Consider the following 24,189-nt stretch of genomic DNA (forward strand, 5'->3'; position numbering starts at 1 on the left):
AGGTCTGATCCTCGGACCGATCCGCGTACGAGTCCGTGTACGGGGTCCGAGAACGAGGGAAGGCAGAGGGTTGATCTACGGCGCAATGAAGGTGGCCATCGGGGGGCCGCTCAAGCTCGGCTTCCGGCCTTGGGTGGAGGGTCTGGAGAACATTCCGGCCACCGGCCCGGCGATCCTGGCGAGCAACCACCTCTCCTTCTCCGACTCCTTCTTCCTGCCGACGATGCTCGACCGCAAGGTCACCTTCATCGCGAAGGCCGAGTACTTCACCACTCCGGGGGTGAAGGGCAAGCTGACGGCCGCCTTCTTCAAGGGCGTCGGGCAGCTCCCCGTGGACCGCTCCGGTTCGCGCGGCGCGGGCGAGGCCGCCATCAAGAGCGGCATCGAGGTCCTGGAGCGCGGCGAGCTGTTCGGCATCTACCCGGAGGGCACGCGCTCGCCCGACGGCCGTCTCTACCGCGGCAAGCCGGGCGGCCTCGCGCGCGTGGCGCTGGCCACCGGCGCGCCCGTCATCCCGGTCGCGATGATCGACACGGAGAAGATCCAGCCGCCCGGCAAGGTGATGCCCAAGCTGATGCGCCCGGGCATCCGCATCGGCAAGCCGCTCGACTTCAGCCGCTACCAGGGCATGGAGGGCGACCGGTTCGTGCTGCGGGCGGTGACCGACGAGGTCATGTACGAGATCATGAAGCTCTCCGGCCAGGAGTACGTCGACATGTACGCGACCGCCGCCAAGCGGCAGATCGCGGACGCGGCGAAGGCCGAGAAGGAAGCACAGAAGGAAGCCCAAAAAGAAGCCCAGAAGGAAGCGCAGAAGTCTGCGGAGAAGTCCGCGGACAAGGGTGGAGAGCGGGGCGGCAGCTAGCCGCACCGTCTTCGGCGGGGGTGGGGGACATGGGGAGCGCGACCCGGCGGGAACGCGTGGTGCGGATGTCGGTGGAGCAGCCGCTGTGGCGTGCCCTGATGGGCTACCGCGTGCTGACGATGGTGTACGCGATCGGGCTCTTCGCCAGCGCGTACGAGGTGTACGAGCGGCCCTGGGTCGGCATCGCCTACTACGCCGTGCTCGCGGTGTGGACCCTGGCGACGCTGCCCCAGGTGTCGGGCGCCCGGCGCTGCACCAAGCGGTTCCTCACCATCGACCTGGCCGTCGCGGTCGGCGGCATCCTGCTCTCCCCGGTCGCGGGGCACGAGCGGGCGGTCACCGGCGGGTCCACGCTGCCCTCGATCTGGACGGCGGGCGCGGTCCTCGCCTGGGCGCTCAAGGGCGGCTGGCGCTGGGCGGCCTTCGCGTCGGTGCTGATCGGCGCGGCCAACGTGGTGCAGCGCGGCGACGTCAGCCGCAGCACCGTCCACAACGTCCTGCTGGTGTGCATCGCGGGCATAGCGATCGGCTACGTGGTCGAGGTGGCCCGCGCCTCCGAGCGGACCCTCGCCCGCGCCCTGGAGATCGAGGCCACCACCCGGGAGCGGGAGCGCCTGGCCCGCGACATCCACGACAGCGTGCTCCAGGTCCTCGCCATGGTGCAGCGGCGCGGCACCGCCCTGGGCGGCGAGGCCGCCGAGCTCGGCCGGATGGCGGGCGAGCAGGAGATCGCGCTGCGCACCCTGGTCGCCGAGGGCCTGCGCCAGCCGTCCCGCGCCTCGGAGGACCTGTCCCAGGGGGCGGTCGTCCGGGCCGTCACCACCTATGCCGAGTCCGACGCGCCGCGCGGCACCGAGGGCCCGCGGGACCTGCGCCCGCTGCTGGCCCCGCACGCCGACGCCCGGACCACCTTCTCCGCGCCCGGCACCGCCGTCCTGATGCCGCCCGCCGCCGCCGGTGAGCTGGCCGCCGCCGTCGGTGCCGCCCTGGACAATGTGCGACAGCACGCGGGCGATGGCGCGCGGGCCTGGATCCTGGTGGAGGACGAGCCGGAGGCGGTGATCGTGACCGTGCGGGACGACGGACCCGGCATCCCGGAGGGCCGCCTCGCCCAGGCCGAGGGCGAGGGCCGGCTCGGCGTGGCCCAGTCCATCCGGGGCAGACTGCGCGACATCGGCGGCACCGCCGAGCTGATCTCCGTACCCGGCCAGGGCACCGAGGTCGAACTGCACGTACCGAAGAAGAAGTGACACGGCCCGAAGGGGCCGCACGGGGGAAGGCGGGACACGAACGATGAGCGAACAGCGGGCCGAGCAGGGGCCGGCCGGACAGCCGGCGATCAGAGTGATGGTGGTCGACGACCACCCGATGTGGCGCGACGCCGTCGCCCGCGACCTGGCCGCCGCCGGCTTCGACGTCGTCGCCACGGCGGGCGACGGCGAGCAGGCGGTGCGCCGCGCGCAGGCCGTGGCGCCCGGCGTCCTCGTCCTGGACCTGAACCTGCCGGCCAAGCCCGGCGTCCAGGTCTGCAAGGAACTCGTCGCCGCCTTCCCCGCGCTGCGCGTCCTGGTGCTGTCCGCGAGCGGTGAGCACGCGGATGTCCTGGAGGCGGTGAAGTCCGGCGCGACCGGCTATCTCCTGAAGTCCGCCTCGACGGACGAGCTGATCGACGCGGTGCGCCGCACGGCGGTCGGCGACCCGGTCTTCACCCCCGGCCTCGCGGGCCTCGTGCTCGGCGAGTACCGCCGCCTCGCCTCGGAGCCCGCGCCCACCGCGGGCGCCGACGAGCCGAAGGCGCCCGAACTGACCGACCGGGAGACCGAGGTGCTGCGCCTGGTCGCCAAGGGTCTGAGCTACAAGCAGATCGCCGAGCGGCTGGTCATCTCCCACCGCACGGTGCAGAACCACGTGCAGAACACCCTCGGCAAGCTCCAGCTGCACAACCGCGTCGAGCTCGTCCGGTACGCGATCGAGCGGGGTCTGGACGACGAGTGACCCCGCGCGGGACAGTTTCCTGAACTGCTCACCGTGACAAGGGAGTTACGCGATGAGGGTCGGAGTACTGACCGGCGGCGGCGACTGCCCCGGGCTCAACGCCGTCCTCCGGGGCATCGTCCGCAAGGGCGTCCAGGAGTACGGCTATGACTTCGTCGGCTACCGGGACGGCTGGCGCGGTCCCCTGGAGAACGACACCGTCCGTCTCGACATCCCAGCGGTCCGCGGCATCCTGCCCCGCGGCGGCACCATTCTCGGCTCCTCCCGCACCAACCCCTTTCAGGCGGAGGACGGGGTCCGCCGGGTCAAGGAGAACCTGGCCGCGCAGGAGGTCGACGCGCTCATCGTGATCGGCGGCGAGGACACCCTGGGCGTCGCCGCACGCCTCACCGACGAGTACGGCGTGCGGGCCGTCGGCGTCCCGAAGACCATCGACAACGACCTCTCCGCCACCGACTACACCTTCGGATTCGACACGGCCGTCGGGATCGCGACCGAGGCGATCGACCGGCTGCACACCACGGCCGAATCGCACATGCGCGTTCTCGTCGTCGAGGTCATGGGCCGCCACGCCGGCTGGATAGCCCTCCACTCCGGCCTCGCCGGCGGTGCCAACGTCATCCTCATCCCGGAACAGCGCTTCGACATCGAGCAGGTCTGCACCTGGGTCACCTCCCGCTTCCGGGCCTCGTACGCCCCGATCGTGGTCGTCGCCGAGGGCGCGATGCCGCGCGACGGCGACGTGGTCCTCAAGGACGAGTCCCTCGACTCCTTCGGGCACGTCCGGCTGTCCGGCGTCGGCGAATGGCTGGCGAAACAGATCGAGAAGCGCACCGGCAAGGAGGCCCGCACCACCGTCCTCGGCCATGTGCAGCGCGGGGGGACTCCGTCGGCGTTCGATCGCTGGCTGGCCACGCGGTTCGGGCTGCACGCGATCGACGCCGTGCGGGACGGGGACTGGGGGGCCATGGTCGCGTTGCGGGGGACCGAGATCGTGCGGGTGCCGATCGCGGAGGCCACGGCTCGGCTGAAGACGGTCGATCCCTCCCTGTACGAGGAGGTGGGGGTCTTCTTCGGCTGAGGTCCCGGGGCTCCGCCCCGGACCCCGCTCCTCAATCGCCGGAGGGGCTTGATCGGGAATCGCCGGAGGGGCTTGATCGGCCTAGACTCTGGTCATGGAGATCCTCGCTTTTGGTGTGCAATCAGACGAAAAGCCCCTGATCGAGAAGGCCTTCGCGGGGCACCACGACGTCCGGTGCCTCGATGTCTTCCTCACCGAGGACACGGCACCCATCGCGGCGGGCTACGAGATCATCTCCACCAGCGTCAACGCCACCCTCAACAATCGCGTGCTGCAGACCCTCGCGGCCGGCGGCACGCAGATGATCGCCCAGCGCTCCACCGGCTTCAACAACATCGACCTGGAGGTCGCCGAGCGCCTGGGACTGACCGTGTCCCGGGTCTCGTACTACTCGCCGTACTCGGTCGCGGAGTTCGCCTGGGCCCTGGTGATGGCCGTCAACCGGCGCATCGTCCGGGCGAGCACCCGCACCCGCGACTTCGACTTCCGCCTCGACGGCCTGATGGGCCGCGACATGCGCGGCCGCACCGTCGGCGTCCTCGGCACCGGCAAGATCGGCGAGGCGTTCACCCGGATCGCGCACGGCTTCGGCATGAACCTGCTCGGCTGGGACGTCGCCGAGAACCCGGAGTGCACCGCCCTCGGCATGAAGTACGTCGACAAGGACCAGCTGTTCGCCGAGGCCGACCTGATCAGCCTGCACGTGCCGCTGCTCCCCGCCACCGAGCACATCGTCGACGCCGCCGCGCTGCGCACGATGAAGGACGACGCGATCCTGATCAACTCCAGCCGCGGCGGCCTCGTCGACACCAAGGCGCTGGTCTCCGAGCTCCGCGAGGGCCGCTTCACGGGCGTGGGCCTCGACGTCTACGAGGCCGAGGCGGGCCTGTTCTTCCTCGACAAGTCCCTCGACGTCGTCGAGGACGACACCCTGGCCCGCCTCGTCACCTTCCCGAACGTGCTGGTCACGTCCCACCAGGCGTACTACACCGTGGACGCGATCGGGCAGATCATCGAGGCCACGGTGAAGAACGTCCTGGACTATCAGGCGGGACGCCGCTCCGAGAACGTCCTGGTGCCGGCCGTCAGCTGAGCGAGCAGCTCCCGCACGATCCCGGCGCCGCGCAGCGACAGCACCGACTCCGGGTGGAACTGGATCGAGGCGAACCCGGGGCCGCGCAGCGCGTGCACCTCACCGCTGGCCGCGTCCCGGGCGACCTCCACCTCGTGGGCGGCCAGCTCGCGCGCGGCCTCGTCGTCGCAGGCCGCGACGAAGCTGTTGTAGAACCCGACGGTCTCGGTGCGGCCGAACAGCTCGATGCCGGTCTGCGCGCCCTGGTACGGCACCTCCTTGCGGACGATGTCCAGGCCCAGCTCGGCCGCGATCAGCTCGTGCCCCAGGCAGACACCGAGGACCCCGTCGCCGTGCGTGCGCAGCACCTCGGCGGTCAGGGAGCGCAGGAAACGCATCTTCGGATCGGCCAGGTCGGACGGGTCGCCGGGGCCCGGGCCGAGCACGACCGGCCCCTCGTGCGCGAGCACCCGCTCCCGCAGCCCCTCCTCGTCGTAGCGCCGCACGCTCACGTCGAGCCCGGAGGAGCGCAGCACGTGCGCGAGCATCGCGGTGAACGTGTCCTCGCCGTCCACGACCAGCGCATGCCCGGTCAGCTCGTCGGCCCGCTCCTGCATCCGCAGCCAGAACGGGGCCAGGGCGGCCCGGCGTCCGTCGAGCGCCGCCCGCACCCGCGGGTCGTCGGCCAGCGCCGGGCGCGCGCTCTCCTCGCGCGGCCGGGCGGGCCGCACCCCGAGGGCGGCCAGCACCCCGGCGGCCTTCGCGTGTGTCTCGGCGACCTCGCCCACCGGGTCCGAGCCCCGCACGAGCGTCGCGCCGACCGGCACCCGGAGGCGTCCGGCCGCGTCGATGTCGGCGGTGCGGATGAGGATGGGGGAGTCCAGGGTCTGCGCGCCGCCCGCGTCCCGGCCGACCAGGGCGAGGGCGCCCGCGTAGTAGCCGCGCCCCCCGACCTCGTGCCGCTCGATGACCCGGCAGGCGTTCTGCACCGGAGAGCCGGTGACGGTCGCCGCGAACATCGTCTCCTTCAGCACGTCCCGCACATCGAGGCTCGACTTCCCGCGCAGCTCGTACTCGGTGTGCGCCAGGTGCGCCATCTCCTTCAGGCGCGGGCCGATCACGACCCCGCCCCGGTCGCCGACGGTGCACATCATCTTCAGTTCCTCGTCGACGACCATCGACAGCTCCTCGATCTCCTTGCCGTCGGCGAGGAAGTCCAGCAGATCGTCGGGGGTGGGGCCGGCGGCCGGATACCGGTAGGTGCCGCTGATGGGGTTCATGACGACGGTGCCGCCCGACATCCGCACGTGCACCTCCGGGCTCGCGCCCACCAGCGTGCGCTCACCGGTGTGCACGACGAACGTCCAGTACGCACCCCGCTCACCGTCGAGCAGCCGCCGGAACAGGGCGAGGGCGTCGGACCGTGAGAACCCCGGGATCTCACCCTCGTACGTCCTGCGGATCACGAAGTTCGCGCCCTCGCCGCGCCCGATCTCCTCGCGCAGGACCCGGCCGACGATGTCGGCGTAACGGTCGTCGTCGACGTCGAAGCCGCCGTCCCGGACGTCGACGGAGTGCCTGGGCAGCTGTGCGAGGGCCTCGGCGAGGGGGATCTCGTACGACTCCTCGGGGCGCAGGACGGCCAGCGGGGTCCCGTCGTCACGGACGTCGAAGCCGCGCTCGCGGATCTGCCGGAAGGGGACGAGGGCCAGGCCCTCCGGGATGTCCGCGAGCCGGTCGTACGTGCCGACCGGACCGATCATGACCTCGACCGTGTCGTGGTCGCGCCCCGGGGTGCGGCGGCGCAGCAGGGCGAAGGGGCGGTCGTCGGCGAGGAGCTGGTCGAGCATGGGGATGTTCCTTCCAGTGACTGTCGGGAGTGAGAGTCGATCGGGAGGAACGGCCGCCGCTGGTGTCGGAAAACACTGAAGGCCGCCCCTCGGGCGGCCTTCGCGGAATGTGGATACGCGCAGTCAGTGGGCCGCCGGATGTGCGGTCCACCACCAGGTGCGGGTCAGAAACTGCGCGAACATGGGCGCAACCGTACCCGAAGAGCGGCTCATGCGTGGGCCGCGTGTCTCAAAAGATGAGCGGTGGAATGGACGCGGGACACGAACCCGTAATGTTGGCCAGGTGACCGTGAACGCTAAGACCAGCGCGAGCGCTGGCAACACCTGGCGAGACCTGCCCGCGGCGCAGCAGCCCGAGTACCCCGATGCCGAGGCTCTGCGCGATGTGATCGCGGACCTCGAGTCGTATCCGCCGCTCGTCTTCGCAGGCGAGTGCGACCAGCTGCGTACCCGCCTGGCGGCCGTCGCCAAGGGAGAGGCGTTCCTCCTCCAGGGCGGCGACTGCGCCGAGGCCTTCGACGCCGTCTCCGCAGATCACATCCGGAACAAGCTGAAGACCCTGCTCCAGATGGGCGCCGTACTGACGTACGCCGCCTCGGTGCCGGTCGTGAAGGTCGGCCGGATCGCCGGCCAGTACTCGAAGCCGCGCTCCAAGGGGACCGAGACCCGCGACGGCGTGACGCTGCCGACCTACCGGGGCGACTCCGTCAACGGCTTCGAGTTCAACGAGGCCGCCCGCATCCCGGACCCCGAGCGCCTGAAGCGGATGTACCACGCGTCCGCCTCGACGCTGAACCTGGTGCGCGCCTTCACCACCGGCGGCTACGCCGACCTGCGCCAGGTGCACGCCTGGAACCAGGACTTCGTGAAGTCGTCCCCGTCGGGCCAGCGCTACGAGCAGCTGGCGCGCGAGATCGACAGCGCGCTGAACTTCATGCGCGCCTGCGGCACCGACCCGGCCGAGTTCCAGACGGTCGAGTTCTACGCCTCCCACGAGGCGCTGCTGCTCGACTACGAGTCGGCGCTGACCCGCGTCGACTCGCGCACGAACAACCTGTACGACGTCTCGGGCCACATGGTCTGGATCGGTGAGCGCACCCGTCAGCTCGACGGCGCCCACATCGAGTTCGCCTCGAAGATCCGCAACCCGATCGGCATCAAGCTGGGCCCGACGACGACGGCCGAGGAGGCGCTGCAGTACATCGAGCGCCTCGACCCCGACCGCGAGCCCGGCCGGCTGACCTTCATCGTCCGCATGGGCGCCGACAAGGTCCGCGACAAGCTGCCCGAGCTGGTCGAGAAGGTCACCGCCTCCGGCGCGACCGTCGCCTGGATCACCGACCCGATGCACGGCAACACGTACGAGGCGGCCTCGGGCCACAAGACCCGCCGCTTCGACGACGTGCTCGACGAGGTCAAGGGCTTCTTCGAGGTCCACAAGGAGCTCGGCACGCACCCGGGCGGCATCCACGTCGAGCTCACCGGTGACGACGTCACCGAGTGCGTGGGCGGCGGCGACGAGATCTTCGTCGACGACCTGCACCAGCGCTACGAGACGGCCTGCGACCCGCGCCTGAACCGCAGCCAGTCGCTCGACCTCGCGTTCCTGGTGGCGGAGATGTACCGCGACCAGTGACGGTCGTGCGCACTGAGTAAACGCCGTGGGGCGCGGATCACAGGGATCCGCGCCCCACGGCACTTTTGTGCTTCCGGCCCGGCGGGTAAGGTTAGGTTAGCCTCACCGAAAGATCGGGACGGCGCCACCGATGAGTCTCGACCTCGTCCCGACCGGGAGGTGAACCCGCGTGTACGTCTGCAACTGCTTCGGCGTCACCGAGGCGCAGGTCAAGAAGCACGCGGACGACGGTGCCTCCACCCCGCGCCAGATAGCCTCCGCCTGCAAGGCCGGCACCGACTGCGGTTCGTGCGTCCGCCGGATACAGGCGCTGCTCGGCCGGGGCACGTGCCCCCGCAGGGAACTCGTCGAACAGGGTGAGGCCGCCGTGGCCCTGTCGCCGCAGGCCGAGCTGCCGGACGCCGCCTAGCCTTCCCCGGGGCCGGATCTCAGCTGTCGGGCTGCTCGATGAGCTGCGCGATGTACAGCGGCTCGCCCAGCTTCTCCACCAGCTCGAGCTGCGTGTCGAGATAGTCGATGTGGTGCTCCTCGTCCTCGAGGATCGACTCGAAGATGTTTGCGGACGTGATGTCGCCCTTGGCGCGCATCACCTCGATGCCCCGCTTCAGCCGGTCGATCGCCGCGACCTCGATCTGCCGGTCGGCCTGGAACATCTCGGTGACCGTCTGGCCGACCTGGACGTGGAAGAGCCGCTGGTAGTTGGGCAGCCCGTCCAGGAAGAGGATCCGGTCGGTCAGCACCTCCGCGTGCTTCATCTCGTCGAACGACTCGGACCGGGTGTACTTCGCGAGCTTCGTCCAGCCGAAGTTCTCCTGCATCTTGGCGTGCAGGAAGTACTGGTTGATCGCGGTGAGCTCGGCGGTCAGCTGCTCGTTGAGAAATTCGATGACCTCGGGGTCGCCCTGCATCGCAGAGGCTCCTTCCAAGCGGGTGGACTGGGCAGGTTTCGCGCGCATCCTCGCACCGGCACAGAAACGCGTCCAGTAAGTGCACGCTTAGTAGGAGTTGCCCGAATCGATGATCGACTGTCGCCCGCCGGCGCCCGCGTGGTCACGTCCACTGCCCGGGGTCTGTCAGGATGGAGGCATGGGTCATCCGGTGGGTCGCGAGTCTGGGGGAGCGGTGCAGCAGGAGCTTCCACCGGGACAGCGTCTGCAGCGCGGCTGGCCCGTCACGCACTATGGCCCGGTGCCCAAGTTCCGCCCCGAGCGCTGGGAGTTCAGGGTCTTCGGGGCCACCGCCGACGGCGACAAGCACACCTGGAACCACGAGGAGTTCTCGGCGCTGCCGTACGGCACCGTGGTCGGTGATCTGCACTGCGTCACCAAGTTCAGCATGCTCGGCGCCGAGTGGGGCGGGGTGCGCGCGTCGACCGTGCTGGAGCTGGCCCCGCCCGCGCCCGGCGTCACCCATGTCATGGTCTGGGCCGAGTACGGCTTCAGCTCCAACCTCCGCCTCTCGGACTTCGCGTCCGAGAGCACGATCTTCGCCACCCACAAGGGCGGCGAGCTGCTCACCGCCGAGCACGGCTTCCCGCTGCGCCTCGTGGTGCCGCACCTGTACGCGTGGAAGGGCCCCAAGTGGGTCCGCGGCGTGGAGTACATGACCGCGGACCGGCGGGGTTTCTGGGAGGAGCGGGGGTACCACAACGTGGGGGACCCGTGGCGTGAGCAGCGCTATTCGTACCAGGAAGGGCCCGGGGAAGGGCCCGAGCTCTGAGCCCGATCCCTCCCCGGGGGTCCCGCCTCAGTGGTGGTACCGGTGCACCACCGCGTGGCCCTTGCCGCGGCCGATCATCCAGCGGTTGACCGGCGTCGTCACCACGAAGGCGAGTGCGAGGGACGCGGCCAGGGCGCCCCAGAACAGCGCGTCGTCGAGGTGCGTGTCCATGGCGCTCGGCCACAGCGCGATGACCCCGTTGTCGATCAGCTCCATGACGGCGATCGACAGGGTGTCGGCGGCGAGCGCGACCCGGAACGCGGTCCGGAAGCCGACGCCCGCCCGCAGCACTCCGCGCAGCGTGAGCGAGTAGCCGAAGACGAAGGCCAGCGCGATCGCCAGCACCATCGTCGGCACGTTGCCCCAGCCGAGCGCGGTGCCGATCACCATGCCGAGGACCTCGCCGATGGCGCAGCCGGTGAGGCAGTGCAGGGTGGCCTGGGCCGCCGTCGACCAGCTGACCCCGCCGGTCCCGTGCTGGTGGCCGTGGTCGTGGCCGTGGTGTGTGTCGTGCGTGTGCCGCTGTGCGGTGTGCTCGTCGTGCCGCATGGGTCCCCCAGCGTCCGTCGCGGTTCCTGTCACCGACAAGAACCGTATACCCCCTGGGGGTATTCCTTCGCGGGGAGGAGATTTCTACGGACGCAGCTTCTTGAGGTGGGCCACGTCCGCGGCGTGCCCCTCCTTGCCGCCCGGCGTCTCGATGACCAGGGGAACGTTCTCGGTCGCCGGGTGCGCCATCAGCTCGCGGAACGGGTCGGCGCCGATGTGGCCGGAGCCGATGTTCTCGTGCCGGTCCTTGTGGGCGCCCGCGACGTCCTTGGAGTCGTTGGCGTGGATCAGCTTGAGGCGGCCCTCGCCGACCGTCTCCACGAGCAGATCGAGGGTCTGCTTCATGCCGGCCGGGCCGGTCAGGTCGTGACCCGCCGCGAAGATGTGGCAGGTGTCGAGACAGACGCCCAGCCTGGGGTGGCGGTCGAGCGCGTCGAAGTAGGGGCCGAAGTCCCAGGTCCGCGAGCACAGCGACGCTCCCTGCCCGGCGGTCGACTCCAGGAGCAGGAACGGATCGTCGTCGTGCGTCAGCTCGTCGAGCAGCGGCAGCATGTGCTCCCTGACCTGCGCCAGCGCGACCTCGCGCGGACGCCCGCCGGTCGCGGAGCCGGTGTGCACGACCACGCCCAGGGCGCCGATCTCGCGGCCGCGCCGCAGGGAGTGGCGCAGCGACTCCACGGACTTCTCGGCCGTGGCCTCGGTGTGCGACCCGAAGTTGATCAGGTAGGGCGCGTGGACGTACGCGGGAATGTTCTCGGCGGCGCACGCGGCGCGGAAGTCCTCGTCCTGGCGGGGATTGCCGGTGGGGGTGGCCCAGCCGCGCGGGTTGGCGACGAAGACCTGGACGGCCTCGGCCTCGAGGTCGCGCGCGTAGGACAGTCCTACGGAGGCGAGGCCGCCGGCCACGGGGACGTGACCGCCGATCGGGTTGCGGATGCTGCTGTTCACCCGGCCCAGGGTGTCATGGCGAGGACGGGCACCCTGGGGCCGGGCCGTCGTGCACTACCTGATCGTGATCTTGATGGTCGATCCCTTGGGGGCCTCGTCGCCGCCCTCCACGGACTGCTTGTCCACGTGGTCGCCGAACAGGCCGAGCAGCCCCCGGTCCTCGTCGACCTGGAACCCGGCGTCCTCCAGCGTCGACGTCGCCTTGTCGACCTTCATGCCCGTGACGTCCGGGACCTCGACCATGACGGGGCCCTTGGAGATCGTCAGGGTCACGGTGTCGCCCTCGGCGAGCTGCTTGCCCTCGCCGGGCGACTGCTCGGCCACGTCGCCCTTGTCCTCGTCCGAGTTGACCCGCGCCGGGGCGATCTTCGCCTTCAGGCCCGCGTCCGCCAGATCGGCGACCGCGTCCTCCTGGGACTCACCGGTGACGTCGGGGACGTCGACGGGGGCGCCCTTGGAGACGACGAGGGCGACCGCCGTGCCGGAGTTGCGCGTCGAGCCCGCCTTCGGGTCCGAGCTGATCACGGAGCCCTTGGGGATGTCCTCGCTGAACGCCCTGGTGATCATGCCCGGTGTCAGGCCCGCGTCCTTGAGCCCGCTCCTGGCCTTGGCCAGCGGGGTGCCCTCGAGGTCGGGGACCTTCACGGTTCTGGGGCCCTTGGACACCGTCAGGTTCACCGTGCCGTTGTCCCTGATGCGGCTGCCCGGCGCCGGGTCGCTGCCCATGATCGAGCCCCGGTCGTAGGTGTCGCTGAACTTCTCGCCGACCGTGCCGACCTTCAGGCCCGCCGCCTCGACCCGGCGCTCGCCCTCGGCCCGGCTCTGGTTCAGGATCGTGGGGACCTTGGTGAACTGGCCCGAGTTGATGTACCAGACGCCCGTGCCGATCCCCAGGGCCAGCAGCACCGCCGCGATGATCACGAAGAGCCCGCGGCGGGGCCTGCCGCCCGCGCCGCGCGGCGGGGCCGGCGGCATGGGGGGCGGGCTCTGCAGCACGCTCGTGCGGTGGTACTGGTCCTCGTCCCGCGTCGGCAGCGGCAGCTGCACCGAGGTGGCGCCCACCGCGCGCGGGATCACGCTCGTCCGGTCGTCGGCCCCCACGTGCTCCGCGTCGTGGGCCTGCGGCGGCACCGCGTCCAGCTGGGCGTCGGACAGCGTCGCCCGGGCCGTGCGGACCTGGGCGAGGAACGCCACCGCGTCGTAGGGACGGACGCCGGGGGTGCGGGCCGTCGCCGAGGCGACCAGCTCGTCCAGCTCGTAGGACAGACCGGGGACGGAGGCCGACGGCGGCGGCACGTCCTCGTTCAGGTGCTTGTACAGGATCTGTGCCGGGGAGTCCCCCAGGTGCGGCTTGCCGCCGGTGAGCATCTCGTACAGGACGACCCCGCACGCGTACACGTCCACCGAGGGCGTCGCCGTGCCGTGCTCGATCTGCTCGGGCGCCAGATAGGACACCGTGCCGAGGACCGATCCCGTGGTGTTGGTGACCGTGTCCACCGCGCGGACGAGACCGAAGTCCGCGACCTTCACCCGGCCGTCGTCGCCTATCAGCACGTTCTCCGGCTTCATGTCGCGGTGCACGAAACCCGCGCGGTGCGCGGCTCCGAGCGCGGCGAGGACCGGCTCCAGGATGTCGAGGGCCGCGCGCGGCCGCAGCGCCCCGCGGTCCCGCAGGACGTCGCGGAGCGTGCAGCCCGCGATGTACTCCATCGCCAGATAGACGTACTGGCCGTCGGTGCCCTGGTCGTAGACGCCCACCACATTGGGGTGCGAGAGCCGGGCCACCGACTTCGCCTCGCGGATGAACCGCTCGACGAACGTGACGTCGGCCGCCAGCGACGGATGCATCACCTTGATCGCGAGCACGCGGTCGAGGCGGGTGTCCACGGCCCGGTAGACCGTGGCCATCCCGCCGACCGCGATGCGTGCGTCGATGCGGTACCGGGCGTCGAGCACATGCCCGAGCAACGGGTCCTGAAGGGTCGTGTCCACGCAGGGAGTCTACGAGGAGTGACTGACAGGCCGGACCTGTGCGGCAGGACCGGACCCGTACTGCAGCAGAGCTGTGACCGGCGCGGGCGTCAGAAGGCGGGGCGCTCGGGATCGAGGTGCGCGCGCCCCTCCTGGGGCGAGGACGCCTCGGCGAAATGGCGCCGGGGGATCCGCCCCGCGCGGTACGCCAGCCGTCCCGCCTCCACCGCGTGCCGCATCCCGTCGGCCATGAGGACCGGCTCCTGGGCGCGGGTCACCGCGGAGGCGAGCATCACACCGGCGCAGCCCAGTTCCATGGCGAACGCCACATCGGACGCCGTGCCCGCGCCCGCGTCCAGGATCACCGGCACGCGCGCGTGCTCGACGATCAGCTGGAAGTTGTGCGGATTGCGGATGCCGAGCCCGGACCCGATGGGGGAGCCCAGCGGCATGACCGCCGCACAGCCCACGTCCTCCAGCTTGCGGGCCAGCACCGGGTCGTCGTTGGTGTACGGCAGGACCGTGAAACCGTCGTCGACCAGGGTCTCGGCGGCGTCCAGCAGCTCGATGGGATCCGGCAGGAGGGTGCGCTCGTCCGCGATGACCTCCAGCTTGACCAGGTCCGTGCCCAGAGCCTCGCGCGCGAGGCGGGCCGTGAGCACCGCCTCGCCCGCCGTGAAGCAGCCCGCGGTGTTCGGCAGCACCCGGATGCCCAGCTTCTCCAGGACCGACAGGACCGAGCCGTGGACGTCGGCGCTGACGCGCCGCATCGCCACCGTGGTCAGCTCGGTGCCGGAGGCGACCAGGGAGCGTTCGAGGACGTCGAGGCTCGGCGCCCCGCCCGTGCCCATGATCAGGCGCGAGGAGTAGGTGGTGCCGCCGAGGACGAAAGCGTCGTCAGCCATGAATGAGTCAGCCTCCTTGGACGGCGGTGAGGACTTCGACGCGGTCTCCCTCGGAGAGCGCGGTGAGGGGCCAGCGGGTGCGCGGCACGACGGTCTCGTTGAGCGCGGCGGCCACACCGGAGTGCGCCGTGGTGAGCGTGGCCACCAGGGCGCCGAGCGTGACCCCGGCGGCCACGGCGCGCGGCTCGCCGTTCACAGTGACGTTCATGCGGGCTGCTCCAGGGTGGCGGCACTGAACCGCCTCGGGGTGAACGGGCGCGCCTCTTCGGGGAGTTCACCGGTGACCAGGACATGCGCGAGGGCGTCCCCGGTGACCGGCGTGAGCAGCACGCCGTTGCGGTGGTGACCGGTGGCGAGGTGCAGGCCCGGCAGCGCGGTCGGGCCCAGCAGCGGGGCGTTGTCGGGGGAGCCGGGGCGCAGGCCCGCGCGGGTCTCCGTCAGCGGCAGTTCCGTGATGCCGGGGACGAGTTCGTGGGCGTCGCGCAGCAACTCGTAGACGCCGCCCGCGGTGACCGTGGTGTCCCAGCCCAGCTCCTCGGTGGTCGCGCCGACGACCAGTTCGCCGTTGACGCGCGGGACCAGGTAGACGTGGCTGCCGCGGACCACCGCGCGCACGGTGCGGCTCAGGAACGGCGCGTACCGCCGCGGCACCGTCAGGCGCAGCACCTGGCCCTTGACCGGCCGGACGGGCGGCAGCACCTCGTCGGGAACGCCGGCCAGCTGTCCGCTGCGGCTCCCGCCCGCCAGCACGACCTGGCCTGCGTCGAGCTCGGTGCGGTCGGTGAGCGTGACGCCGCACGCCCGGTCCCGGGCGACACGGAGCCGGTCGGCCCACGCACGGTGCAGGATCACGCCGGAGCGCTCGCAGGCCGTCAGCAGGGCGCTCGCGAGCCTTCTCGGGTCGATCTGGTGGTCACCGTCGACCCGCAGGCCCCCGCGCACGCCCGGCGCGAGCATCGGTTCGAGGCGACGGCAGTCGCGGCCCGACAGCCACTCCGAGTCGAGGCCCGACTTCGTTTGCAGCGCGTGCAGTTCACGCAAGTGGGCCCGGTCGTCGGCGTCCAGCGCGACGGCGAGCGTGCCGCACGCGCGGTAGCCGAGATCCTGGCCGGTGGCCTCGGACAGCTCGGCGGCGAACTCCGGATAGCGGGCGGCCGACGCGACGTTCAGGCCGAGCAGCGTCTGCTCGCCGTAGTGCAGTTCGGTGACGGCGGCCAGCATCCCGGCCGCCACCTGGGCGGCCCCGCCGCCCGGTTCGGGGTCCACGACCGCGACGGACAGACCGCGCTGGGCGGCCCGCCACGCGGTGACGAGACCGATGATGCCGCCGCCGACGACCAGGACGTCGGTGGCGGGGGCCTTCTTCGGCGCGCCGGCCCTCGATGGCTGCGCGCTGGAGTCCGGTGCTCCGGACGGCGTACGCGACATGGGCGTCCAGCCCCTCCCTTCGCCGGCATGACCCGGATCAGGTTCGTACGGTCGGAGGCCGCTCCAGCCTCCCTCTCAGCCCACTGCGTACGGGCTCCCGCGAGTGCTTTACGGTGGCCACCCTAGCTCTTCGGCCAGCCCTCCAGTAAGGGAGCCCTCGCCCGTGGCACGCTCGCTCGACGGTCTCTACCTCGCCCCTGTCGCCGATCAGGCCCCGGGCCAGGTCGGGACCCGGACCCGCTTCGCCTACCACGAGGAGGACGGCCGGATCTGGGCCGGCTACGAGGGCGGCGACGTCGTCCGCGGACACCTCGTGGGCACCCGCTCCGGCGACCGGCTCGACTTCCGCTACGTCCAGCTGAAGACCGACGGGTCCACCTCATCGGGGCACTGCCTCTCCGTCGTGTCCGAGCTGCCGGACGGACGGGTGCGGCTCGACGAGAGCTGGCGGTGGGAGTCGCAGGAGGGCCACGGCACCAGCGTCGTCGAGGAGATCGGGCCGGTCGCCCACCGCCCCGCGAACCCTGATGATCACTAAACCCGGTGACACGTGTGCAGGACGTCACGGAGCTCGAGTGGCCCGCTCCGCTGACTGACACAAGATCAGGTGCCTAAGGTGATCCCGTGAGCGAGCAGCGGAACGGGAACACGGTTTCGGCAGGGCGGCGCGTCGTCGTCGTGGGCGCGGGCATGGCCGGAGTGCAGACGGCGGTGGCCCTGCGCGAACAGGGCTTCCCCGGCACGGTCACGCTGATCGGCGCCGAGCCCCACCAGCCCTACGACCGGCCGCCGCTGTCCAAGGCGGTCCTCCTGGGCAAGGCCGAGGGCTCCGCCTTCGACGTCGACTTCGAGGCGCTCGGCGTCACCCTGGAGCTGGGCCGTGAGGTCACCGGCCTGCGCCCCGGCGACCACGAGCTGGACACCGCGCAGGGCCCCGTCCCGTACGACGTGCTGGTCGTCGCCACCGGTGCCGAACCGGTGCGGCTGCCGGGCACCGAGGACGTCCCCGGAGTCCATCTGCTGCGCACCCTCGACGACGCCGAGCGGCTGCGGCCCGTCCTCGCCGAGCAGCACGACGTGGTGGTCGTGGGCGCGGGGTGGATCGGCGCGGAGTTCGCCACCGCCGCGCGCGAGGCCGGCTGCCGGGTCACCGTCGTCGAGGCGGCCGAGCGGCCGCTGGCCGGGGCGCTGCCCGCCGAGATCGCGGCCCCCATGGCCGCCTGGTACGCGGACTCGGGCGCCGAACTGCGCACCCGCGCGCGCGTGGAGCACATCGAACCCGGGGCCGTGGTCCTGGACGACGGCACGCGCCTGCCCGCCGGAGCCGTCGTCATCGGCATCGGCGCCCGCCCCGCCACCCGCTGGCTGGCCGGCTCCGGCATCGCCCTCGGCGACCACCGCGAGGTGCTGGCCGACGAGGGACTGCGCACCTCCGTACCCGACGTGTACGCGGTGGGGGACTGCTCGTCGTTCCCCTCGAGGCGCTACGGAGAGCGACTCCTGGTCCACCACTGGGACAACGCCCTGCAGGGCCCGCGCACCGTGGCGGCGAACATCATCGGGGAGACGCCCGCCGTCTACGACCCGGTGCCGTACTTCTGGTCCGAGCAGTTCGGCCGCTTCGTGCAGTACGCGGGCCACCACGAGAGCGCCGACACGGCCGTGTGGCGCGGCGACCCGGCCGGTGCCGCCTGGTCGGTGTGCTGGCTGCGCGAGGGCGCCCTGGTGGCCGTCCTCGCGGTCGGCAAGCCCCGCGACCTGGCCCAGGGCCGCAAACTCATCGAGGCCGGAACGGTCCTGGACCCCGAGCGGCTGGCCGACCCGGCCCGCCCGCTGAAGTCCGCCGTGGCGTGACCGGCGCCTCCAGCCGTTCCTGAAACACCTGGTCAGACGGTCCCGGCTTCCGACTGTCAGTCCGGGATGGCAGGCTTGTCCCGTGACCGAGATTGACGCAAAGATCGATGCTCTCGTCCCCGAGTGGCTGACCCTCCCCGACATCGCCGAGCAGATGGACCTCGAGGTGACGCGTGTCCGCCAGCTGGTGAAGGAAGGCCAGGTGATCGCCGTACGCCGCGGGGAGAACCGTGCGCTGCACGTGCCGGCCGCCTTCATCGACGGTGACAAGATCGTCAAGGGGCTGGTCGGCCTCCTGACGGTTCTGCGGGACGACGGCTTCTCCGACGAAGAGATGCTGGAGTGGCTCTTCACCGCCGACCCGACCCTGCCGGGCACGCCCGCGCAGGCGCTGAGCGAGAATCGCGGCACGGAGGTGAAGCGCCGCGCCCAGGCGCTCGCCGTCTGACCTGACGACCGTCCGGCGTGCGCGTCCCCCTCGCGGGGGACGCGCACGCCACGACACCGCACCACCCACGGGGGGATCTCCATGACCGACGTCAAGCGCGCCCGGCTCGCCGACGCACGGGTGTACCTGTGCACCGACGCGCGCAAGCGCCAGGGAGACCTCCCGGAATTCCTCGACACCGTGCTGGCGAACGGGGTGGACATCGTCCAGCTGCGCGACAAGGGCATGGAGGCCGGCGAGGAGCTGGAGCACCTCGCCGTGTTCGCCGACGCGGCCCGCCGTCACGGCAGGCTGTTCGCGGTGAACGACCGGGCGGACGTCGCCCACGCGACCCGCTCGGACGTGCTCCACCTGGGCCAGGGCGACCTGCCCGTGCCCGCCGCCCGCGCCGTCCTCGGCGCCGACGTGCTCATCGGCCGCTCCACCCACGCCGACGCGGAGGCCGAGGCGGCCGCCGTCCAGGACGGCGTCGACTACTTCTGCACCGGCCCCTGCTGGCCGACCCCCACCAAGCCGGGCCGCCACGCACCGGGTCTCGACCTCGTGCGCCACACCGCGGGCCTCGGCACCGACCGCCCCTGGTTCGCCATCGGCGGGATCGACCTGGGGAATCTGGACGAGGTGCTGGCGGCCGGCGCCCGCCGCGTCGTGGTCGTGCGGGCCATCACCGAGGCCGACGATCCGGGCGCCGCCGCGGCCGAGTTCGCCAAGCGCCTGCGCTCCGTCTGACCCCTCGCGAGCGGGCCACCGCGGCCGGCTGTCCGCTGGGTGGACGGGGATTAGGGGCTACCGGATTCCCTCAGTAACCTGCCCGTATGGCCCTAGGTACCCCTTCCACCAGGACTGACCGCGCCCGCACCGTGCGCGACATGCTCGCGACCGGCAAGGCGACGTACTCCTTCGAGTTCTCCGCGCCGAAGACCGCAAAAGGCGAGCGCAACCTGTGGAACGCGCTGCGCAGGGTCGAGGCCGTCGCCCCGGACTTCGTCTCCGTGACGTACGGCGCGGGCGGCTCCACGCGCGCGGGCACTGTCAAGGAGACCGAGCAGATCGTCGCGGACACGACGCTCACGCCGGTCGCCCACATCACGGCCGTCGAGCACTCCGTCGCCGAACTGCGCAACATCATCGGGCAGTACGCCGATGCCGGGATCCGGAACATGCTCGCCGTGCGCGGCGACCCGCCCGGCGACCCGATGGGCGACTGGATCTCGCACCCCGAAGGGCTGACGTACGCGGCCGAACTCGTCGAGCTGATCAAGGAGTCCGGCGACTTCTGCGTGGGCGTCGCGGCCTTCCCCGCGATGCACCCGCGCTCCGCCGACTGGGACTCCGACGTGCGGCATTTCGTCGACAAGTGCCGGGCGGGCGCCGACTACGCGATCACCCAGATGTTCTTCTACCCGGAGGAGTATCTGCGGCTGCGCGACAAGGTCGCCGCCGCCGGCTGCGACACCCCGATCATCCCCGAGTGCATGCCCGTGACGAGCGTGCGGATGCTCGAACGCCTGCCGAAGCTGAGCAACGCGGACTTCCCTCCGGCGCTGAAAGAGCGGATCCTCACAGCCAAAGACGATCCGGCCGCTGTACGCTCCATTGGCATCGAGTTCGCTACGGAGTTTTGCGCCAGGCTGCTTGACGAGGGAGTGCCGGGTCTGCACTTCATTACGCTCAACAACTCGACTGCGACGCTGGAAATCTACGAAAACCTGGGCCTGCACGATCCGCGGGCCTGATGGGCCGTACCCACCCGGGGCTGCGGCCGTACGAGAGGGGCGTACATGGGCTGGGCGGTCCTCTATATCGCGTTCGGACTGGTGGCGCTGTGGCTGCTCGGTGAGGTGCTGCTGCAGTACAAGGCGCGGCTGCGCTGGCGGTTGCTGGCCTTCGGCGGCTTCCTCGGGGTGGTCCTCGGCGTCCTGATGCCCTCGGTGATCGTCATCGGGCTCGGCGCCATCGCCTTCGCGATCGGGCAGACCTACGTCACGCTGTCGTTCCGCCGCGGGTTCGCGTCCGGCTGGGCCCTGAAGAAGGGCGACCAGCAGGCCGAGGCCACGGGCGGACGGCGCGGCAGGAGGGAAACGGTCCGGCAGGACCCGACCCTCGAAGTCTCCGATCTGGAGTACGAGCAGGGCGCGCGGGACACGGCGGACGACTTCCCGCCGATGCCGGCGGAGAGCGCGGCCGAGTCGACCTCCGTGTACGCCCCGGAGCCGATGCCCGAGGACACCGGCCAGTACGGCGTCTACAGCGACGCGGCGTACGCCCAGGCGAACCACGGCGCGCAGCAGGACTACGGCTACGACACCGGGTCCTACGGCTACGACCAGCACACCTACGGGTACGACACCGGGCAGCAGCCTTACGCGGCCCCGTACTCCGACCCGTACATCGGGGCGCAGAGCTACCCCGAGCAGCCCCAGTACGGCGACCCGTACGCCACCGGCCAGCAGCAGTACGGCGACCCGTACGCGACGGGCGGCGGCTACGGCGGGGAGACCCCGCCCGGCGGTGTCTGGGTGCCGCAGCAGCGTGGGGGCGACGAGTACGGCGGCGAACTGCCGCCCGAGCAGCCCTATCCCACGTACCCGCAGCACGACCCGAACACCGGGTACGACACCGGGTACCAGCAGGAGCAGCAGCAGTACCGCTACTGAGCGGGCCTGCGACGGCGATCCGCGGCCCGGCTCACTGCGAGCCGCGGAACTCCGGCCCCTCCACGACCAGTCCGGCCACCAGGGCCCCGGACATGCCCGCGTGCGGCAGCCCGCCGCCCGGGTGCGACCAGCCCCCGACGGCGAGGAGCCCCGGCAGCGGGGTGCTGTTGGCCGGGTGGAGCAGCCCGCCCCGCGCCGCCGCCAGCGCCGGCGCGGGCACGGCGCCGCCGTCCGCGCCGGTCGCCTCCGCGATGTCGCGCGGCGTGCGGATCTCGTGCCACAGCAGGCGCTCGCGCAGCCCGGGCACCGCGCGCCCGGCCGCGTCGAGGACCGACTCGACCTCGGCGTCCGACACCTCCGCGCCGGACGGCACCGTCACGGTGAGGGTCACCGCCTCGTGCTCCTCGTCCGGCACCTGGGCGGCGTCGCCCGGGCGCAGCACCGTGACCGTGGGCCTGTCCGGCCGCGCGGCGGCGTCGAACAGCCAGGCCGTCTCGGCGGCCCGGTCCGTCCCGTGCACCACCGTGCGGTGCGGGGTGCCCTCGGGACGCGGCCCGCGCAGCGCCAGATGAGCCGTCAGCCTGCTGGGCACGGCGGCCTCGGCCCGGGCCGGGACCGCGCCGCGCACGGACCGCCCCGGCACGAGCACGTCCAGGACGCCGGGCGCGACTCCGGCCACGACGAACCCGGCGTCCTCCACCGAGCCGTCGGCCAGCTCCACGCCCGCCGCGCGTCCGTCCTTCACCACGACCCGGGCGACGGCCGCACCGAATCTGAACTGGACCTTCCGCTTCAGGCAGCGCGCGTACACCGCGTCGGCGAGGGCCCGCATGCCGCCGGTCACCGCCCAGGTGCCGAAGGTCTGCTCCATGTACGGCAGCACGGCCGCGCTCGCCGGTGCCGTACGGGGATCGAGGCCGTACCCGAGCGCGTAGCTCTCCAGGAGCGCCGTGAGCCGCGGGTCGCCGCCGAGCTCCAGGTCGCCGATGTCGGCGAGGGTGACCGCCGTGCGCGCCTTGCGCAGCAGCCGCTTCTGCGGAACGGCGGGGTAGGGCTCGCGCTCGGCCAGCACCTCCCAGTTCGGCCACAGGGGCTCCTCCAGCAGGGGGCGGCGCGAGCGGTCCCAGGCCTCCCGGGCCCGGTCCATGAAAGCCGACCAGTACGCGCCCGCGCCCGCCCCGATCGTCGCGTCCAGGGCCTCGGCGACGCCCGCCCGCCGTGCGTTCGGCAGGTCCGCCGTCGTGCCGTCCGCGAAGACGTGCCGCACGGCGGGCTCCACCTGCGTGAGACCGACCAGGTCCTCCAGGGACTCCTTGCCGGTCTTGATGAACAGGTCGCGATAGACGGCAGGCAGCGGGAGCAGGCCCGGTCCCGTGTCGAACGCGAAGCCGTCGCGCTCGATGCGGCCCACCGCTCCGCCGTACGTCGACGCGCGCTCGAAGACCACCGGTCGGTGGCCCGCCACGGCCAGCCGAGCGGCGGCCGCCATGGCGCCCATCCCCGCGCCGATCACCGCAATTCGTGCCATGCCAGGGACTGTATCGGCCACCTCTGACAACGCCGCCGCCAGGTCAGGGCGGGGGCCGCGGCTCCTCGCGGGCGATCCGCCGTTCCTCGCGCCGCTGGGCCCGCCGGCGCAGGAATCTTCGGATGCGGCTGATCAGGAAGACCAGCACCACCAGGCCGGCGACGAGCAGCACCGCCGCGATCACCGCCGCCGCCACCGGGTGGAACATCGCGAACGTCACGACACCGGCGACCCCCAGGTCCTCGGCGGTGCTCAGCACGAAGTTCGAGGCCGGTTCGGGCGAGGTGTTGACCGCCATCCGGGTGCCGGCCTTCACCGCATGGCTGGCCAGCGCCGTCGAACCGCCGATCGCGCCCGCCGCCAGATCGGACAGCGACCCGCTCTGCCCGGCGAGCAGCGCCCCCACGACCGCGCCCGCCACCGGCCGGATCACGGTGTGCACCGAGTCCCACACCGAGTCCACGTACGGGATCTTGTCGGCGACGGCCTCGCACAGGAAGAGCACTCCGGCCGCGATCAGCACGTCGGGGCGCTGCAGCGACTCGGGGACCTCGTCGGTCAACCCGGTCGCGCCGAAGACGCCGAGCAGCAGGACCACCGCGTACGCGTTGATGCCGCTCGCCCAGCCGCTGGTGAAGACCAGGGGGAGTACGGACACGGAGGTGATCGTAACCAGTGGGGAACTCTCCGTGCCTGGGGATGAGCACGCAGGTCTGAGTATCCGTACCTAGGGAGGGAGATGAGTAGGTGCGCGGATGGGGTTCTACCTGCGTAGACGGAAGAGTGGAGGCCACGGGGAAGAGCGCGGCACCCGGCACCGCCGACACGGGGCGGCGGAACGGAACGCAGCGCTCTTGGCCGCTCCTCTCGCCCGACAGGGCGGGAGCGAGGCACGGGGGACCGAGGGAGACCCGACGGGGGAACGACGGGGATCCCACGGGGGAACAACGGGGGATGCGCCGGTCCGGTGAAGCCTGAGAGCAGTCACAGGCCTTGCCGGACCGGCGCTCTACGTAGCGGCGCCTTTCGCGGACGCCCCCCGGGAGGTCAGGCCTTTCCGGTCAGCGGCTGTCCGCCGCCCACCCGTCCCTGGAGCAGCAGCGACAGCGCGGCGTGCACATCGTCCAGCGAGCGCTCCGGCTGGAACGCCTGCCAGTCCAGGGCCGCCACCAGGACCATGCCCACCAGCGCCGCCGCCGTGAGCGGCACATCGATCTCCTCGCTCAGCTCGCCGCTGCCCACGGCGTCGCGCAGCACGCCCTCCACGACGGCCACCGCCTCCTGGCGGACCACGGCGAGCGTGGACTGCCAGGCGCGGTTGGTGCGCCACAGCTCGGCCACGTACAGCTGGGTGAAGGCCGGGTACTCGTCGATGAAGACCAGACCCGCGCGGATCATCGCGTCCAGGGCGTCGATCTTGCTGCCGCCCCGGTCGGCCGCTTTCTGCGCCGCGTCCCGCAGGGAGGCGGTCAGCAGCCCGACGCCGTGCCGCAGCAACTCCTCGAAGAGGACCGACTTGCTGGCGAAGTTGTAGTAGACGGTGCCCTTCGCCACCCCGGCGCGCTCGGCGATCTCGTCGACCGTCGTGGCGGAGAAACCCTGCTCCGCGATGAGCGTGACAGCGGCCTCGTAGAGCTTCTGCCGGGTGGCCTGGCGCCGTGTGCTGCTTTCCATGCCCCTGAT

At 71.7% G+C, this 24,189-nt stretch carries 26 protein-coding genes and 1 riboswitch; of the genes, 14 read left to right on the top strand and 12 right to left on the bottom strand.

The features are described from left to right. Nucleotides 1-73: 73 nt before the first annotated feature. The 5 genes from ABZ930_RS17090 (at nt 74) to ABZ930_RS17110 (ending at nt 5,034) form a co-directional block, all read left to right on the top strand. Nucleotides 74-865, top strand: a complete 792-nt coding sequence (locus ABZ930_RS17090; protein WP_361548578.1) for a lysophospholipid acyltransferase family protein — start codon at nt 74-76, stop codon at nt 863-865. 29 nt (nt 866-894) lie between these two features. Then, nucleotides 895-2,115, top strand: a complete 1,221-nt coding sequence (locus tag ABZ930_RS17095; RefSeq protein ID WP_361548309.1) for a DUF5931 domain-containing protein — start codon at nt 895-897, stop codon at nt 2,113-2,115. 43 nt (nt 2,116-2,158) lie between these two features. Continuing rightward, the gene (locus ABZ930_RS17100; RefSeq protein ID WP_361548312.1) at nt 2,159-2,860 is read left to right on the top strand and encodes a response regulator transcription factor; all 702 of its coding nucleotides are present in this window, start codon (nt 2,159-2,161) and stop codon (nt 2,858-2,860) included. A gap of 52 nt (nt 2,861-2,912) precedes the next feature. After that, on the top strand, nt 2,913-3,941 hold the full coding sequence (locus ABZ930_RS17105; RefSeq protein ID WP_361548315.1) for a 6-phosphofructokinase: 1,029 nt from the start codon (nt 2,913-2,915) through the stop codon (nt 3,939-3,941). A gap of 94 nt (nt 3,942-4,035) precedes the next feature. Next, nucleotides 4,036-5,034: a 2-hydroxyacid dehydrogenase gene (locus ABZ930_RS17110; protein WP_361548318.1), complete on the top strand. Its 999-nt coding sequence runs from the start codon at nt 4,036-4,038 to the stop codon at nt 5,032-5,034. Here the strand turns inward: ABZ930_RS17110 and ABZ930_RS17115 are convergent. Next, complete coding sequence (locus ABZ930_RS17115; RefSeq protein WP_361548321.1) at nt 4,986-6,863, bottom strand: anthranilate synthase family protein; 1,878 nt, start codon at nt 6,861-6,863, stop codon at nt 4,986-4,988. The two genes, ABZ930_RS17110 and ABZ930_RS17115, sit on opposite strands and share 49 nt — an antisense overlap. 123 nt (nt 6,864-6,986) lie before the next feature. After that, nucleotides 6,987-7,076: a trp operon leader peptide gene (locus ABZ930_RS17120; protein ID WP_361548324.1), complete on the bottom strand. Its 90-nt coding sequence runs from the start codon at nt 7,074-7,076 to the stop codon at nt 6,987-6,989. Between the two features lie 70 nt (nt 7,077-7,146). Between ABZ930_RS17120 and ABZ930_RS17125 the strand changes: the two genes are divergently transcribed. Both ABZ930_RS17125 and ABZ930_RS17130 read left to right on the top strand, forming a co-directional pair. Then, nucleotides 7,147-8,499 (top strand): class II 3-deoxy-7-phosphoheptulonate synthase, encoded by a 1,353-nt coding sequence (locus ABZ930_RS17125; protein WP_361548327.1) that lies wholly within the window; start codon nt 7,147-7,149, stop codon nt 8,497-8,499. Nucleotides 8,500-8,668: 169 nt separating this feature from the next. Then, the gene (locus ABZ930_RS17130; RefSeq protein ID WP_361548330.1) at nt 8,669-8,908 is read left to right on the top strand and encodes a (2Fe-2S)-binding protein; all 240 of its coding nucleotides are present in this window, start codon (nt 8,669-8,671) and stop codon (nt 8,906-8,908) included. 19 nt (nt 8,909-8,927) lie between these two features. Here the strand turns inward: ABZ930_RS17130 and bfr are convergent, their stop codons facing one another. Continuing rightward, entirely contained in the window at nt 8,928-9,407 is a 480-nt protein-coding gene (gene bfr / locus ABZ930_RS17135; protein ID WP_361548333.1) for a bacterioferritin, read from the bottom strand. Between the two features lie 178 nt (nt 9,408-9,585). Between bfr and ABZ930_RS17140 the strand changes: the two genes are divergently transcribed. After that, nucleotides 9,586-10,218 carry a sulfite oxidase-like oxidoreductase gene (locus tag ABZ930_RS17140; RefSeq protein WP_361548336.1) on the top strand — a complete coding sequence of 211 codons (633 nt, stop codon included), beginning with the start codon at nt 9,586-9,588 and terminating at the stop codon, nt 10,216-10,218. A gap of 27 nt (nt 10,219-10,245) precedes the next feature. Here ABZ930_RS17140 and ABZ930_RS17145 read toward each other — a convergent pair whose 3' ends face one another. From ABZ930_RS17145 to thiO, 6 genes are all read right to left on the bottom strand, one after another. Continuing rightward, a complete protein-coding gene (locus tag ABZ930_RS17145; protein ID WP_361548339.1) occupies nt 10,246-10,767 on the bottom strand; it encodes a DUF4396 domain-containing protein in 522 nt (173 codons plus the stop codon). Between the two features lie 84 nt (nt 10,768-10,851). After that, nucleotides 10,852-11,715 (bottom strand): deoxyribonuclease IV, encoded by an 864-nt coding sequence (locus ABZ930_RS17150; RefSeq protein ID WP_361548342.1) that lies wholly within the window; start codon nt 11,713-11,715, stop codon nt 10,852-10,854. A gap of 54 nt (nt 11,716-11,769) precedes the next feature. Then, a complete protein-coding gene (gene pknB, locus ABZ930_RS17155) occupies nt 11,770-13,707 on the bottom strand; it encodes a Stk1 family PASTA domain-containing Ser/Thr kinase (RefSeq protein ID WP_361548345.1) in 1,938 nt (645 codons plus the stop codon). Between the two features lie 89 nt (nt 13,708-13,796). Continuing rightward, complete coding sequence (locus tag ABZ930_RS17160) at nt 13,797-14,591, bottom strand: thiazole synthase (protein WP_361548348.1); 795 nt, start codon at nt 14,589-14,591, stop codon at nt 13,797-13,799. Between the two features lie 7 nt (nt 14,592-14,598). After that, on the bottom strand, nt 14,599-14,799 hold the full coding sequence (gene thiS, locus ABZ930_RS17165) for a sulfur carrier protein ThiS (RefSeq protein WP_111661808.1): 201 nt from the start codon (nt 14,797-14,799) through the stop codon (nt 14,599-14,601). Next, complete coding sequence (gene thiO / locus ABZ930_RS17170) at nt 14,796-16,019, bottom strand: glycine oxidase ThiO (RefSeq protein ID WP_361548351.1); 1,224 nt, start codon at nt 16,017-16,019, stop codon at nt 14,796-14,798. The genes thiS and thiO overlap by 4 nt, the downstream gene beginning before the upstream one ends. Next, nucleotides 16,017-16,130, bottom strand: a riboswitch (TPP riboswitch). (Overlaps the previous gene by 3 nt.) A gap of 52 nt (nt 16,131-16,182) precedes the next feature. Between thiO and ABZ930_RS17175 the strand changes: the two genes are divergently transcribed. From ABZ930_RS17175 to ABZ930_RS17200, 6 genes are all read left to right on the top strand, one after another. After that, complete coding sequence (locus tag ABZ930_RS17175; protein ID WP_361548354.1) at nt 16,183-16,557, top strand: hypothetical protein; 375 nt, start codon at nt 16,183-16,185, stop codon at nt 16,555-16,557. Nucleotides 16,558-16,643: 86 nt separating this feature from the next. Continuing rightward, nucleotides 16,644-17,873, top strand: coding sequence for an FAD-dependent oxidoreductase (locus ABZ930_RS17180; protein ID WP_361548357.1), 1,230 nt, complete (start codon nt 16,644-16,646; stop codon nt 17,871-17,873). Nucleotides 17,874-17,955: 82 nt separating this feature from the next. Continuing rightward, nucleotides 17,956-18,321 (top strand): Rv2175c family DNA-binding protein, encoded by a 366-nt coding sequence (locus ABZ930_RS17185; protein ID WP_111661804.1) that lies wholly within the window; start codon nt 17,956-17,958, stop codon nt 18,319-18,321. 81 nt (nt 18,322-18,402) lie between these two features. Further along, on the top strand, nt 18,403-19,050 hold the full coding sequence (gene thiE, locus ABZ930_RS17190; RefSeq protein WP_361548361.1) for a thiamine phosphate synthase: 648 nt from the start codon (nt 18,403-18,405) through the stop codon (nt 19,048-19,050). An 86-nt stretch (nt 19,051-19,136) separates the two neighbouring features. Then, a complete protein-coding gene (metF, locus tag ABZ930_RS17195) occupies nt 19,137-20,057 on the top strand; it encodes a methylenetetrahydrofolate reductase [NAD(P)H] (RefSeq protein WP_361548364.1) in 921 nt (306 codons plus the stop codon). A 45-nt stretch (nt 20,058-20,102) separates the two neighbouring features. Beyond that, the gene (locus tag ABZ930_RS17200; protein ID WP_361548367.1) at nt 20,103-20,978 is read left to right on the top strand and encodes a hypothetical protein; all 876 of its coding nucleotides are present in this window, start codon (nt 20,103-20,105) and stop codon (nt 20,976-20,978) included. 31 nt (nt 20,979-21,009) lie between these two features. On the opposite strand, the gene ABZ930_RS17205 is transcribed toward ABZ930_RS17200, so the two are convergent. The 3 genes from ABZ930_RS17205 to ABZ930_RS17215 form a co-directional block, all read right to left on the bottom strand. Next, nucleotides 21,010-22,506, bottom strand: a complete 1,497-nt coding sequence (locus tag ABZ930_RS17205; RefSeq protein WP_361548370.1) for an NAD(P)/FAD-dependent oxidoreductase — start codon at nt 22,504-22,506, stop codon at nt 21,010-21,012. Nucleotides 22,507-22,549: 43 nt separating this feature from the next. Then, the gene (locus ABZ930_RS17210; RefSeq protein ID WP_361548373.1) at nt 22,550-23,164 is read right to left on the bottom strand and encodes a DUF4126 domain-containing protein; all 615 of its coding nucleotides are present in this window, start codon (nt 23,162-23,164) and stop codon (nt 22,550-22,552) included. A gap of 389 nt (nt 23,165-23,553) precedes the next feature. Next, the gene (locus ABZ930_RS17215; RefSeq protein WP_361548376.1) at nt 23,554-24,180 is read right to left on the bottom strand and encodes a TetR/AcrR family transcriptional regulator; all 627 of its coding nucleotides are present in this window, start codon (nt 24,178-24,180) and stop codon (nt 23,554-23,556) included. Nucleotides 24,181-24,189: the final 9 nt, after the last annotated feature.

Origin of the sequence: Streptomyces sp. NPDC046716 (assembly GCF_040645755.1) — a bacterium.
GTDB lineage: Bacteria > Actinomycetota > Actinomycetes > Streptomycetales > Streptomycetaceae > Streptomyces.